The sequence below is a fragment of the Moorena producens 3L genome (assembly GCF_000211815.1).
Classification (GTDB): Bacteria; Cyanobacteriota; Cyanobacteriia; order Cyanobacteriales; family Coleofasciculaceae; genus Moorena; species Moorena producens.
On sequence record NZ_GL890931.1, the window covers coordinates 66377 to 80895 of the forward strand.

At 45.4% G+C, this 14519-nt stretch carries 9 protein-coding genes and 2 pseudogenes; 6 read left to right on the forward strand and 5 right to left on the reverse strand.

What is annotated here, in order from left to right; translation table 11 throughout:
- Positions 1-145 precede the first annotated feature (145 nt).
- Together LYNGBM3L_RS41105 and LYNGBM3L_RS18045 are read left to right on the forward strand one after the other, a co-directional pair.
- Positions 146-1455, forward strand: a pseudogene (locus LYNGBM3L_RS41105) (RNA-guided endonuclease InsQ/TnpB family protein).
- Between the two features lie 1007 nt (positions 1456-2462).
- Positions 2463-4991, forward strand: coding sequence for a CHAT domain-containing protein (locus LYNGBM3L_RS18045; RefSeq protein WP_008186198.1), 2529 nt, complete (start codon positions 2463-2465; stop codon positions 4989-4991).
- A 79-nt stretch (positions 4992-5070) separates the two neighbouring features.
- Here the strand turns inward: LYNGBM3L_RS18045 and LYNGBM3L_RS18050 are convergent, their stop codons facing one another.
- Positions 5071-5655: a hypothetical protein gene (locus LYNGBM3L_RS18050; RefSeq protein ID WP_008186201.1), complete on the reverse strand. Its 585-nt coding sequence runs from the start codon at positions 5653-5655 to the stop codon at positions 5071-5073.
- Positions 5656-5719: 64 nt separating this feature from the next.
- Here LYNGBM3L_RS18050 and speA point away from each other — a divergent pair, with 64 nt between their 5' ends.
- Positions 5720-7867 carry a biosynthetic arginine decarboxylase gene (gene speA / locus LYNGBM3L_RS18055; RefSeq protein ID WP_008186202.1) on the forward strand — a complete coding sequence of 716 codons (2148 nt, stop codon included), beginning with the start codon at positions 5720-5722 and terminating at the stop codon, positions 7865-7867.
- Here the strand turns inward: speA and LYNGBM3L_RS36710 are convergent.
- A pseudogene (locus tag LYNGBM3L_RS36710) lies at positions 7867-8091 on the reverse strand (helix-turn-helix domain-containing protein); the annotation flags it as partial. The gene speA and the pseudogene LYNGBM3L_RS36710 overlap by 1 nt on opposite strands.
- A 282-nt stretch (positions 8092-8373) precedes the next feature.
- Between LYNGBM3L_RS36710 and LYNGBM3L_RS18060 the strand changes: the two are divergent.
- Complete coding sequence (locus LYNGBM3L_RS18060) at positions 8374-9483, forward strand: homospermidine biosynthesis protein (RefSeq protein WP_008186203.1); 1110 nt, start codon at positions 8374-8376, stop codon at positions 9481-9483.
- Between the two features lie 245 nt (positions 9484-9728).
- Here the strand turns inward: LYNGBM3L_RS18060 and LYNGBM3L_RS18065 are convergent, their stop codons facing one another.
- Positions 9729-10769 (reverse strand): agmatinase family protein, encoded by a 1041-nt coding sequence (locus LYNGBM3L_RS18065; RefSeq protein WP_008186205.1) that lies wholly within the window; start codon positions 10767-10769, stop codon positions 9729-9731.
- A 307-nt stretch (positions 10770-11076) separates the two neighbouring features.
- Here LYNGBM3L_RS18065 and LYNGBM3L_RS18070 point away from each other — a divergent pair, with 307 nt between their 5' ends.
- The gene (locus LYNGBM3L_RS18070) at positions 11077-11340 is read left to right on the forward strand and encodes a ParB N-terminal domain-containing protein (RefSeq protein ID WP_008186206.1); all 264 of its coding nucleotides are present in this window, start codon (positions 11077-11079) and stop codon (positions 11338-11340) included.
- Between the two features lie 137 nt (positions 11341-11477).
- Positions 11478-11957, forward strand: a complete 480-nt coding sequence (locus LYNGBM3L_RS18075) for a Dps family protein (RefSeq protein ID WP_008186208.1) — start codon at positions 11478-11480, stop codon at positions 11955-11957.
- A 171-nt stretch (positions 11958-12128) separates the two neighbouring features.
- On the opposite strand, the gene rppB is transcribed toward LYNGBM3L_RS18075, so the two are convergent.
- Both rppB and rppA read right to left on the reverse strand, forming a co-directional pair.
- Positions 12129-13523 (reverse strand): two-component system sensor histidine kinase RppB, encoded by a 1395-nt coding sequence (gene rppB / locus LYNGBM3L_RS18080; RefSeq protein ID WP_008186210.1) that lies wholly within the window; start codon positions 13521-13523, stop codon positions 12129-12131.
- Complete coding sequence (gene rppA, locus LYNGBM3L_RS18085; RefSeq protein ID WP_008186212.1) at positions 13523-14218, reverse strand: two-component system response regulator RppA; 696 nt, start codon at positions 14216-14218, stop codon at positions 13523-13525. The genes rppB and rppA overlap by 1 nt, the downstream gene beginning before the upstream one ends.
- Between the last annotated feature and the right edge of the window lie 301 nt (positions 14219-14519).

Genomic DNA, 14519 nt, shown 5'->3' on the forward strand with positions numbered 1-14519 from the left:
TTCTTACAAAATTGACCTGCTCCCTTCTAGGATTCTAGGACGGGTTTTTACTGAAAATTATCCTGACGATTTTCGCGCTCGTGTGGTATAATAAAATGTTACAGGTAAAGGTGGATATACCTTCGCGGAGCGTGACCTTAGGTAAATGATTATTTTAGAGTTTAAAGCCAAAGGTAAAAAGCACCAATACCAAGCCATTGATGAAGCTATTCGGACAATGAAATTTATCCGAAATAGTTGCATTAGGCTATGGATGGACAAGAAAGGGACTGGTAAATATGACTTAAGCAAATACTGCAAAGTTTTAGCTAAGCAGTTCCCTTTTGCCAATGAATTAAACTCTACTGCCCGCCAAGCTGCGGCTGAAAGGGCATGGTTAGAAGTTACCGTAAGAATAGTGGAGCCTTATTTCATGAGTTTTAACCCTTTTCTGCATAGCCTATCGCCTATAAAGGCTCCACTATTCTAAGGTTTCATCTCCGGTCATCGATATCCCGTTTCTACGATAATTGCCAGAAAAAAGTACCTGGAAAAAAGGGTTTTCCGAAGTTCCAAAAACACTGCCGCTCTGTTGAATACAAGCAGTCCGGATGGAAATTGTCCCCTGACAAAAAGTCGATAACGTTTAGGGACAATAAGGGTATTGGGAAACTAAAACTCAAAGGTACTTGGGACTTGTGGCGCTTCGACAAAAAACAAATTAAGAGGGTTAGGATAGTTCGACGGGCTGACGGGTACTACGTCCAGTTCTGTGTTTCAGTTGATATCAACGAAAAATTAAAACCAACTGGAAACACTGTCGGGCTAGATCTAGGACTGAAGGATTTCTATACGGATTCCGACGCCAATACACAACCCAACCCTCGGTTTTATAGAACGGGTGAAAAGCGTCTCAAGTTTTATCAACGTCGGGTTTACCGAAAAAATAAAGGCTCTGCTAACCGTCGAAAAGCCATTAACAAACTAGGTAGGGCACACCTAAGGATAAGTAGGCAACGTGAAGAACACTGCGCGAGCAATCCCTCGCACGTTGCGTAGCTCAGTCTAACGATTTGATCGCCTACGTTCGCGCAGCGTGCCGAAGGCAAGACCTAAGGGTAAAAAATCTGGTCAAAAACCACTGCCTTGCTAAGTCTATTAATGATGCAGGTTGGTATCAGTTTAGAAAATGGTTGGAGCATTTTGGCGATAAATATGGCAGGATAACTGTTGCAGTAAACCCTGCCTATACTAGCCAGAATTGTTCTAGTTGTGGTGAGGTGGTCACGAAGTCACTATTAACTCGAACCCATACCTGCAAGTGTGGTTGTCAGCTAGATAGAGACCACAGTGCCGCCATCAACATACTCGCGCATAGCCTTGGGTACGGTGGGGCACACCGGAACCTGGGTCGTAGACCCGAACACTTGTGGAGATTTGGCCTCTATTCCTTCTGGTTCCGACCAGATTGAGTAAGTCGAATCGTTGTTCGCGTAGCGTGGCCTACGGCCAAGCAAGAATCCCCAAGCCTTTCGGCAAAGCCGACGCTACGCGAACAGGCCGGGGAGTGTCAACGAGTCTTGTCAAAATCTTTACAAAAACCATAATAAAGCTCAAAGAATACCCCTAGAGCTTCTGCCTAAGACTGAAAAACTGCTTAATACCAAGGATTAGGCACTCTTGACCTGAATTAGCAAAGTTGAGGATCAGGCTGACTAAAATGCTCTGCAGACAGTGATGAAACCCCAAAAGAGTATCTTGGGCAAAATTTCAGATGTTAAGCTAGTTGATAACACGCTTATCATAGTATGGATAAACCTACACCCTAATCCTTCCTCCTGGAAACCTTACTGATTCAGTACATCCAAGGCTGGGTATGAGTACCAATTCCCGAGGGGGAAATTAGCTGCTTGCCAAAGCAATTTCACCTGTTTTAAGTGCTTAAAACCGTGTCTTGATGCAAAGCGCGAGTGGGGGAAACCACGGCAGTTGCTCATGGGTGGAACCCCCAAGACAGCACTGCCTCCCCAAGACCGCCCTGCATCGCTTAATCAGTTCGTGTTTAGAGGAAAAGGAGCAAGCAAACTCATCTATAGAGATGGCTACATATAGTGGGTAAAACCTTACCACCCAGTGAAAAAAAATCCCCAGCTCACCAAAGTGAACCGGGGGTGTCAATCAGGGTGCATCTACCATTTCACTTTTCCGAGATTGGTGATAGCAATCCGGAAAAATCTGGGTAAAGTGGCACCCAAATGCTGGAATTAGGAAATTTTCTGATTCAAAACAATTAACAGAGTATGCCTTGGAAACCTTAAATAAAAAACGGCATCAATACCATGAGCCAACAAGAATTTTCCCCTAAAGGAATACTCCTCAATAAGCAAATACTAAACAAATATTCAAGAATTTTTAAACCTTCAGCCAAAGCTCGTCACTATGAGCAAAATTGATCCCTTGAAATTGAGCAAAATTGGGCAACAGTGGCACAGGAATTCCATATCTCCGTAACCCCCTTAGGAAAACATGATGATTATCTGGTGCGCATCGAACGAGTGGCACCGGGAGTCTCATTGGCAGAAGAACAAGTCAGTTGGCCGGTAGAAGAATGGTTAACCCAGGCCAAGCAACTGATGAATGACCCCCTATTTAGTGTCCTGCAGGGTAGGGCAGCTGGGGTGGATGGCAGTTTTGCCATGCCATCTTGGGGAGAACCGTACTCTCAATCCTCTTTAAACTTAGTTGCCTTGGGTCAGGAGCTATACAATGCCCTATTTAAAGGAAGCTTGCGCGATAGCTGGATGATGGCGCAAGCGATCGCTCAAAATCAACGGTCGGTTTTGCGGCTGCGTCTGGGATTGAAAGGTACAGAATTACCCCGCCTACCTTGGGAAGTACTCCATGCTGGGGATCGTCCCCTAGCCACAGGAACTGATGTGGCTTTCTCCCGCTACCAGATGACCAAAGGCTTGATTAGACCAGTTCCGAAGCCTTTGTCTCCACCGAATCAACCTCTGAAAATTTTGATGGTGATCGCGGGTCCAAGTGATCAAGAAAGTTTAGAACTCTTACAAGAAGCATCTCACCTGAAAGAAGAACTCCGCCATCGTTCACCCAATGGACCCCCAGCGATTCATCTGACAATTCTGGAACAGCCAGGACGGGAACAGTTAACCCAAGCCCTGGAACAAGGAAAATATCAAGTCTTCCACTATGCTGGTCACTCTAACCTAGGGGAATCAGGTGGTGATGTCTACCTGGTTAGTAAAAAAACTGGTTTGACAGAGACCGTAAGGGGTGATGATCTAGCGGGATTGTTAGTTAATAATGGTGTCCAGCTGGCTGTATTCAACTCCTGTCGTGGTGCTCATACAGCTGCTTCACATACCCAAGAAAACGGTAACGATCAAAATCTCGCCCAAGCACTGGTTAAGCGCGGTATTCCTGGTGTTCTAGCCATGGCAGAGCGTATTCCCGATGAGGTAGCCCTGACCCTAACCCGACTATTATACCGTAACATCAATCAGGGTTATCCCATTGACCTAAGCCTCTCGCGAGCTAGACAAGGACTCATTTCTGCTTATGGCTCGAACCAGCTTTATTGGGCATTACCTGTTCTCTATCTGCATCCGGAATTTGATGGTTTCCTGACCAATGATGACCACAGTTATGACCGAACTCAAATATTTAGTCTGCCCGATCCTCCTGGAATGTCTGTAGGGTTAGACCCAGAAGAGGCGTTTTTTACACCACCAGCAGATAATAATTCTACCACATTCTCAGAATTTGAGGAAGAGTCAGCTCTTGTCTCTAGGGGAGAAGCTGAGTATGACCATGAAAGTCTCACTGGTGTAACACCGGGTTTAGAATCCCATGAACTAGAAGCAGACGATCCCGCTGCTTTCATTAAGGGATTGCTGGATCAGCTCAATACAGAGGCTCAGGGTGGGGAATCACAAATAGCAGCATCGAATTTAGAGGGGTTATCCCAAAACCCTTACTCAGAGGCTGCTCAGAAGAACTTACCAGTCCATACCCCAAGTCAACTACCTGCTGCTTCGAAAGCTTCAGCTGCAACCCTGACAGCGGCTTTGTCTAGCGAGGGCTCAACCCAATCAGCTCCAAACCTTGAGGATTCTACAGCAGAACTTGAGGGGAAAAAGGTCACTAATCCTAAACAGAAGGGTTCAAGGTTACCACGTTCACCAGTGTGGATCGGACTAGGAGCAACGGGAACTCTGGCCTTGGTACTTTTGGGGGTTTGGTTTTTCCAGAACCCTCCTAGTCCTGGGCTAGGCAGACAATTACCACCAGGTCTCTCCAAACCTGTTGATTACTCAAATGTGAATTTGACAAAGGCTAAGACTAAGACCGTCACAGCGATCGCAATTCAAGCATTCAGTGAGGGGAATATTATTCGAGGAACCGAAGCTGTCAGGGCATTGCTAGACCGGGGTGCATTACCCCAGGCTTCTGCTGCCCTTCAGGAAGTTCCCTCAGAACAATTGAATAAGTCAATGGTGAGTTTTTTAAGAGGGCGTCTGGCATGGCAGTCGATCCAGACAGGCTCGGATGAATACAGTTTCGATGATGTCAGACGTTATTGGGAAAGAGCAGTCAAACAAGAACCTGACTCTTGGACTTACCGCAATGCCCTAGGGTTTGCCTATTACGCTGAAGGCAAATACGAGCGAGCTAACCAAGCTTGGTATGATGCATTGTACAGGAGTAGCAACAAGAAACCTACAACAGTTGGATCTGGAAAATCCAGCAATTCCCAAAAATGGAATACCTATGCTGGCTTAGGGCTAGGCTTGTGGAAATCGGCTCAAGAACAAAACGGATCTAAGCGGGCGAGCTTGTCCCAACGATCCCTCAAGCTACGGCAACTGGTGCTCACCAATGACCCCATTAACTTCAAACCTGATGCCTTGAGCAAGAACTGGCTTTGGTCACAGCAAGCGATTAAAGATTGGCAATCCCTGTTAGAGGTTAGAACTTCTAACAATTGACGGTTAACCGTCAAGCGTCAAGAGTGAACAAAGGGCAAATTAAGGGCACATTAAATAAATCACCACTAGCATCAGCTGATTATTGATCCCGCATCAAGGAAGACAGAGAGCGGCGCTTACGCATATCCATCATGTTGGCAAGAGTCTCGTCTTGAGGATTGGTCTGATCAGTAGGCTCTGGTGGCAAAACCGTTACCTCGGTCTGTTGGTCATCACTCTTGTTTTGTGATGGTAATAATGGTAATGATTTGACTGGTTGTTGTTTGCTAGTAGCCTTACGGCGTCTAGAATTACGGCGTCGCCTTCTACTGCTGACACTAGATGTTATCGGTCTTTTCGGTTTCGTTTTCCGGCTTGGAAATTTTAGAGCCTGAGTAAGCAATAAGCAACCGCTGGCGCAGCCTACAGCAACAACACCAAACAAAGACAGAGGCACAGCCTCTTTGGCCGCTGATGCCCGCAGTTGAGCCAGAGCTGGTTGTGGATTATTGGCTTCTTCCTCAATCGGTCCAGGATCAATCAGACCAATAGTTGCTATGCTACCGGCTAAGACCATAACAACCCAAAGCCCAACCCAAACAGCAATCTGATAATTGTATATTAGCTTTTGGATGGACTGGAAATAATCTTGCTTTTGAGCCTGATGACCAGATGGTTTAGACATCGACGCTCACGATTAGTTAAAAAACACGCTGACGGCATTTTAGCATGGCTTGTCAGTTCGACCAATGTCTTTAAGGAGGTTATTGGTGACACTACAGCGTAAATCCCAGTTTCAAGAGTATTTAACCCCTGAGACGACTACTGAGACTACTAATGAGACTACTACAGGGTTCTCGACTCAAAATCCTACAGATTATGGTGTTAAGTTGATAGACTCATCCTGTTCTCAAATCCCTAACCAGAACCAAGATCAGAAGACCTCTAAATCTTGGACAATTGAGAAAAGTGAGGAGCTTTATCAGATCCAAGGCTGGGGAGAACCCTACTTTGCCATTAACACTGCTGGTCATATCATGGTTTCCCCTAAAGGCAATGGGGGCGGCTCGTTGGATTTGTTGGAACTGGTAGAATCCCTGAAGCAGCGCAACTTGGGACTACCATTATTAATCCATTTTTCAGATATCTTGGCAGACCAGATAGCGCAATTAAACGCCTGTTTTGCCCAAGCCATTACTCGCTACAAATACCCTGGTCGTTACCAAGGAGTCTTTCCGGTTAAATGCAACCAGCATCGACATGTGGTAGAGGATGTCGTGTATTTTGGTCAACCTTATCAATTTGGTTTAGAAGTCGGTTCTAAACCTGAATTGATGATTGCTCTAGCAACATTGCTCACTCCGGATTCCCTAATTATTTGTAACGGCTACAAAGACCGGGAATATCTTGAAACTGCCCTTTTAGCTAGGCGATTGGGACATAATCCGATAATTGTCCTAGAACAGCTAGAAGAAGTGCAGCTAATTATCGAGGTAGCTGCTGAGTTAGGAGGCATCACACCAGTGCTGGGGGTGCGAGCCAAACTGAGTACACAAAGCATGGGTCGTTGGGGAAACTCTGTAGGAGATAGAGCTAAATTTGGTCTGAAAATTCCAGAAATACTCCAAACCATTGACCAGCTACGAGAGGCTGGAATGCTTGAGTCATTGCAGCTGTTGCACTTCCACATCGGCTCTCAAATCTCTGCCATTAGCGCAATTAAAGATGCTATTCGCGAAGCCAGCCAAATTTATGCTGAGCTCAAGGGATTAGGGGTGAATATGCAGTATCTAGATGTAGGTGGTGGGTTGGCAGTGGATTACGATGGCTCCAAAACAAACTTCCATGCCTCCAAAAACTACAACATGCAGAACTATGCCAATGACATTGTGGCTGCGGTGAAGGAAGCTTGTGAGGAACATCAAATTCCGGCACCAACACTCATTAGTGAAAGTGGTCGTGCGATCGCATCCCATCAATCAGTCCTGATCTTTGATGTTTTGAGTACCAGTGATGTCGAATCTCAATCCCCTCCACTGGCAACGGAACAAGACCATCTAATTATCCGAAATCTTTGGGAAACTTACTGTACTATCGACCTTGAGAATTACCAGGAAGCTTATCATGATGCCATCGAGCTTAACCAAGAAGCAAAAAGCCTGTTTAGTTTAGGCTATCTGAGCATTACCGAGCGGGCTAAAGCCGAGCAGCTTTATTGGGCGTGCTGTCAAAAGATTCGGGAAATTATCAGAACACAAGACTATGTTCCTGAGGATCTAGCAGACCTGGAAACGATCATGGCATCAATTTATTATGTCAACCTATCAGTCTTCCAATCAGTGCCAGATTGCTGGGGAATTAACCAGCTATTTCCGATTATGCCCATCCATCGGCTGGATGAAGAACCAACTCAAAGGGGGATCCTGGCTGACCTTACCTGCGATAGTGATGGTAAGATTGACCAATTTATTGACCTGCGGGATGTTAAATCGTTGCTGGAACTACATCCTTTGCGCAAAGCCGAGGAGCCAGAGAGAATTTCTAATTCCAAATCCCAAATCCCAAATCCCAAATCCAAAGAACCCTACTATTTGGGTTTCTTCCTAGTCGGTGCCTACCAAGAGATTATGGGGAATTTACACAATCTTTTTGGTGATAGTAACGCAGTTCACATCAAATTAAGCCCCAGAGGGTATGAAATTGAACACGTGGTTAAGGGAGATACAATCACGGAAGTTTTGGGTTATGTGCAGTATGATGCTGAAGATTTGGTGGAAGGTATGCGCCGCCGCACAGAACAGGCGTTGCAAGAGAACCGAATTACTTTGGCAGAATCTCAACGGCTGCTGGAAAATTATGAGCGGAGTTTGAGGAGTTATACCTATTTGAGTTCGTGACTATTTTGTTGAAGATGGTAGCTAGGGAACGGAGTATCAGCTGGGATGATGTATTCCTTTGACAAAGAACATCTATCCACATCACACTTTCGACTTGCCAACCAGTCTTTCAACTCCCTCAGAGCGTAGTTGTAGACGCCGCGACAAGTCTCTAACCACTCAAGTATTTGAACTTGCTGGCTCGCACTTGGATAGATTCGGTAGCGATAGTTCATCATCAACATACATTACAGTCTACCATCAATACACAAATTCGTAGATGTATTTTTCTCACCCCTTGAAGGGGTGAGAAAAATACTGGGGGAGTCGATGTATCCCCCAAACCCCCTCGCAAGTTAAGCTCAGGACTTACCTAGTAACTCTAATTGTAGGGAAAGCTAAAAAAAATTATAGAGTTTGGTGCTCAGTTTCATGAATCATGAACCATCAATCTTGAGATTACAGAATGTTGCTCATTAAGTTATAACGGTCGTTAAGCGCAAGTTTTCTCCAGTGATTTGACTAACATGCCCACCAAAGAAAATCGCTTTTTGCAAGGGCGTAAAATCGCTCCCCGTCCGATTACGGCACAAATCCCAATCACAGAGTTGATCGACCAGACGTTTCTAGCCTACAATTCTGGTCGATTACGAGAAGGCTGCCAATTATTGGTAGAGCGGATGTTGCAGCCCAACGTAACGGTGGGTTTAAGTTTGACAGGAGCATTAACCCCCGCAGGCTTAGGAATGGCCGCAGTGATCCCACTGATGGAGGCAGGGTTTGTCGATTGGATAGTATCTACGGGAGCCAATCTCTACCACGACACTCACTTTGGCATCGGATTGGAACTCCATCAAGGGCGGCACGATATCAGTGATGTGGTATTGCAGAAAGAAGGGGTTGTTCGGATCTATGACATTTTCTTCGATTATGACGTGCTGCTATCAACGGATAAGTTCTTTCGTCAGATCATTGAACAGCCTGAGTTTAAGGGTCGAATGGGAACGGCAGAGTTTCACTACCTCTGCGGTAAGTACATTGCTGCACGGGAGCAGACATTGGGACTGAAAAACCAATCCCTGCTGGCGGCAGCTTATCGGTTAGGAGTCCCCATCTATACCTCCAGCCCTGGAGATAGTTCGATTGGGATGAATTTAGCAGCGCTAGGGTTGCAGGGAACCGGACCAGTCATTGATGTGTCCTTGGATGTGAATGAAACGGCAGCAATTGTACTGGCAGCTAAAAACCATGGGGGAGCCAGTGGAATTTGGATCTTGGGAGGTGGCTCGCCGAAAAATTTTATGTTGCAGACGGAACCGTATCTTCAAGAAGTCTTGGGTATTGATGAGAAGGGGCATGATTACTTTCTTCAGGTAACTGATGCCCGTCCAGACACAGGGGGTTTGTCAGGAGCAACCCCATCGGAGGCGGTCTCTTGGTGCAAGCTTGATCCACAGAAGTTATCAGAAACAGTAGTGGTTTATTGCGACTCGACCATTGCTATGCCCCTACTGACAGCTTACTGCCTAGCTAAGGTAGCGCCTCGTCCTCTAAAACGCCTCTATGACCAAAGAAAAGCCTTACTGGAGCAGTTGAAAGAGACACATTTGGCTACCCAGGCGACAGCAGTCAGTTGAACTTCCCCAACCGTCTTGGATGGGGATTCCCAGGCACAACCAAATAGATTGTTATCTCCTAGGGCGTAACTTTCCCCCGCACCGGGGGTAGCTGAGTAAGGTCAATTCCCAGTTTTTTAAGACCTTTCTCTTTTATCTTAACACTATTTGAAAGGGAAAATTCATCCCCAAACTATTCGTCAAGGGGTATTTTTTTCCCTCTCAAACTCTCCCTTTTTGATAAAAATTGAGTTATTCTGATTTTTTTAGCAAGTCGCCCTATACCTAGTCAAACAGGCAAGCTTGTACAAAACTCTAGCCCCAACATTACCATCCCACTCATCCCCAGAGTCTCCAGGAGCAACTTCGCACAGATCAAAACCAATAATAGTTTTTCCAGCTTTGACTAGCGATCGCACTAAATAAATTGCCTCGTTAAATTCCAATCCTCCCGGCACAGGAGTACCTGTATTGGGACAATAGGCTGGATTCAATCCGTCAATGTCAAAGCTAATATAAACTTTATTCGGTAAATTAGCAATAATTTCCTGGCACTGGGCTGCCCAGGTTATACCTTCGTAAGTCTTAGCTTTGAGCTGCCAGTCATCAAACACTACAATCCGGCGATCGCTGTTTGCCCAAGACATTTCCTCTTCACAAACATCTCGGATGCCAACCTGAACTAAACGATTAATCTGAGGTAGAGTCAGGGCATTGTACATGATCGAGGCATGGGAGTAAGTAAACCCTTCATAGGCTTGCCGGAGATCGGCATGGGCATCAATTTGTAAAATCCCGTATTCATCGTGTTGCTGTGTTAGGGCTTGCATTAACCCAAGAGGAACACTGTGATCGCCACCGACGATGGCAACCAGCTTGCCTTGCTCCAGCAGTTCCAGTGCCTGAGTGTAAACCCAGTTGTTGAGACCAGCACAGGCTTGATTAACGATTGCTAACTGTTTTGCGATCGCATCATCATCCACATTGCCACCAGCTTCTAAATACTGAATAATCCCTTTAGCTATCAACCTCATGGCACGATTTTGGTCTTGGATAGCTGAGTTAATCGGTATAGTCCCGCACCTGATTTCCCAAGCTTGGGGTACATCAAAGTCGTACCAATCTAGCTGTACCGAAGCATCTAAAATTCCTTGGGGACCGTTTGCCGCCCCCTCTCGGTAAGATGTGGTCACGTCCCAAGGAACAGGCAGGAAAACGATTGAAGCCTCCTCAACCGAATAGGGCAAGCCAAAGAAGCAGCCATTGGGCACAGTAATCTCATTAGGATTAAAACTGGCTTGATTCATTAGCCCTTGGTAAATTTTTCCTATTTTACCCGAACCTCGTTCCTACGGGAATTCTTGTATTAGGGATTAGGCACGCTTAGATTAGGGGTGCATCTCATATTTGCTGTTTGACCCGGTGGGTGGAATGGGCATCTTGCCCGTTTCTGCTCTTTTCGGACGGACTTTTCCAACCCAGGCGTTGAGGCGGAAAATCAGGGCTAACCCGTCTTATCACGCACCCTACGCAACTAAAACCATTAACCCAACTCCTAACGCTTAACCCGCAACCCCATTATCATCAAAACTAAATTGACAAAGTCCTAGCACTATGGTAAACATCACAGAAATTCCTCTAGAGCAAATTCGACGTCCCCTACCACGACAAAATGATCCAAACAAGGTGGCGGCGCTGATGGAATCAATTGCCAAAGAAGGTTTGCGCGAACCCATTGATGTGTTAGAAGTAGATGGGCTATACTATGGTTTTTCTGGTTGCCACCGTTACGAAGCACACCAGCGTTTAGGAAAAAAAACCATTAAGTGCCGCGTGCGTCGCGCTCCTCGCTCCGTCTTAAAACGGCATTTAGCGTGAAAATTAGCAATTTTGGGACAAAAATAAGTTCATACCTTGGGTGAATTCCCAAGGAAACCCGAATTGCTTAAAGTTAAGCTGTTTAAAGCTGACCGTCGCTACTATTAGTTTGGACTAGAAACCTTTAGGAGAGTACTATGGCAACGATTGTACCTGTCAATATTGGTATTGATGAACAAGACCGCAAAGAGATTGCTGAGGGACTGTCTCGTCTACTAGCCGACACTTATACCCTATACCTGAAGACCCATTACTTCCACTGGAATGTTACTGGACCAATGTTCAACTCCCTACACCTGATGTTTGAGCAACAGTACAATGAGTTAGCTTTAGCAGTGGATGCGGTAGCAGAGCGGATTCGTACCCTAGGCTATCCTGCTCCTGGCAGCTACAGTCAGTATGCACAATTATCCTCTATCCCCGAAACCAGCGATGTTCCGGAGGCTGAGGACATGGTGCGCTTGCTAGTGGAAGCCAATGAGGCAGTGGTAAGAACTGCACGGTCTGTTTTCCCAGCCGCTGAACGTGCTAACGATGAGTCCACAGCTGACCTGTTGACCGAACGGATGAGCATACACGAGAAAACGGCTTGGATGCTGCGCAGTATTTTAAAATAAGCTTATTAAGTATTAAGTATGAAGGATGAAGTATTAGGTATTAGGTATTAGGTATTAATCATGAAGGATGAAATAGTCTAATTTATTGGTTGTTAAATAACTGGTATCGTTTGAGCTATATCTGTTTATCCTTCAATATTTGCCTTTTTTACTTTATCTTTCATGCTTCACTTAGGAGTTTGATTGGAAAAAAACTGGAGCACTAAAGTGTTCCTTATCGAAGGAAGTAACTGGCTTGGGCAATCGAAGAGTAAACCTACTACCAACACCTCGTTCGCTGTATACTTGCAAGCTACCGTGGTGGGCAATAGCGATCGCATTAGCAATTGCCAGCCCTAATCCGGAACCTCCTGTGTGACGAGAGCGATCGCTATTGACTCGATAAAAGCGATCAAAAATTCGCCCTTGGTCTTCTTGGGCAATACCAATCCCCGTATCTTCTACCTGGATCACCGCGTGTTGGTCGCTCTTGTCTAAAATAACAGTTACTTTACCACCCACAGGGGTGTATTGGATACCATTAATAATTAAATTAGAAACTAGGCGATAAAGCTGCTCAGAATCACCCACAACCTCCAGAGGAGTTGGCACTAGCACCGAAGATGTCAGTGTAATTTCGGAAGCGATTGCCAAGGCTGCCAATTCCTCAACTAAATCGCTAACCAGGTCATTGAGACAGCATGTCTGGTGACGTACAGATGCTGGTTGTCTATCTAAGCGAGACAACAACAACAAATCCGCAACTAACTGAGTCAGCCGCTGATTTTGACGTTCAACAATTTCAAGAATGTTTCGTGCTTCTTGTTGATCCAAGCTAGGCATCAAAAGTGCCGACTCAACCGTTGCCAGTGTCGCAGCTATCGGTGTCCGTAGCTCGTGGGCAGCATCAGCGGTAAACTGTTGAATCTGTCTGTAGGATTGGTAAATAGGTTGCATCGCCAACCCTGCTAACCACCAACTGCCACTGCCGACTAAGATCATTGCCATTGGCAGCCCCAATACCAAGATTAATTTTACCGTATTGAGGTACTCCTTGAGGTATTGGAAAGAGTGCCCCACCTGCAAATACCCCCAATCCCGCTGATCTTGAGTATGTAGCGATAGAGAAATTTGGTGATAGGAGTTGCCCTTACCATCGGACAGGGTTTGCCAAGGTGCTTGATTAAACACCTGGGGTAATCCCTCTGGGTAAGTTCCTGCAATGGCAATTAAACGTCCTGAGGTATCAAATAGCCGGATGTAGTAGTGAGCTTGGCTAACAGCACTGAGGATGTGGCGTTGGGGACTAACCAGTGGTTTAGAACAGTTAACTCCAACGATACACAGATTAGGTAAAAGTTCCCCAATTATTGGCTCTACCCGTCCCGGTTCCTTGAGTTTCCATTCCAGACTATCATGGAGTGTCCCCGCAACGGATTTTAACTCCCGGTCTGAAGTGACTAAATGGGTATGAGCGATCCCTCTGTAAACACCAAATCCCAACAAGCTCAAAATAAACCCCATGACAATGGCATAGGAAAGTGCTAATTTTCCACGAGTCTGGTTAAATAGCTTATTTTGATTCATTATTTTTTCAGATTGAGACGATACCCCAAACCATGCACAGTTTCAATGGGAATGCTGGAGTTGATTGATTCGAGTTTCCGACGTAGCAGGCGCATTTGAGCCGCCACTACGTTACTAATTGGTTCTGCATTCACTTCCCAAAGTTGATTGCGAATTTGGTTGGTGGTCATCACCTGATTGGGATGCTTCATAAAATACTCTAAGAGCTGGAATTCTTTATTCGTGAGTGGAACGTGGAGTTTCTCACCGTTAGCAGCAAGACGATAAACCGTTCGGTTACCATAATCTAGAATAAGGTCACCCACCTGAAGTTGTTGGGGCTGGAGTAGGGGTGTTCGCCGGTGCAAGGCTCTAACTCTTGCTAGCAACTCTGCCATTAGGAACGGTTTGACTAAATAATCATCGGCTCCGGTATCCAAACCCATCACTCTATCTTCCAGGCGGTCTTTTGCCGTTAGCATCAAAATAGGCAAGGGATTATTACTATAGCGTAACTGACGCAGTAACTCTAGTCCGGATAGCCCTGGTAGCAACCAGTCGAAGATAGCTAAGGTATATTGGGTTTCGTGATTGTTTAAATAACCCCAAGCTTCAGTACCGTTAACAACCAAGTCCACCACATACTTCTCTATATTCAACGCTCGCTTAATTGCAGCACCCAAGTCTGGCTCATCTTCAACTAGCAGTACTCTCATCTGTCTTTTCTCGCTGGATACTTTGTCTATAGTAGCGATATGCGCGAAACAAAGCGGGGCAGAGTGTAACTTTCTGTGGATAAATTAGCTTAAAGCTGCACGCACCTATAGTCAATGTATGTAATAGCAAAGGGAATTTCGGAGCAGGGAATAGCGAGTAGCAATTCTAGAATATGGCATCAAAAAGTATCACAATTACTACACGTAGCCTAAACCATTAATTCTAAAACATAGAATTAAATTGTGACATTAATTAAAAAAAATAATTAACAAATCAATTTCCTACTCTCAGAAGCTGAAG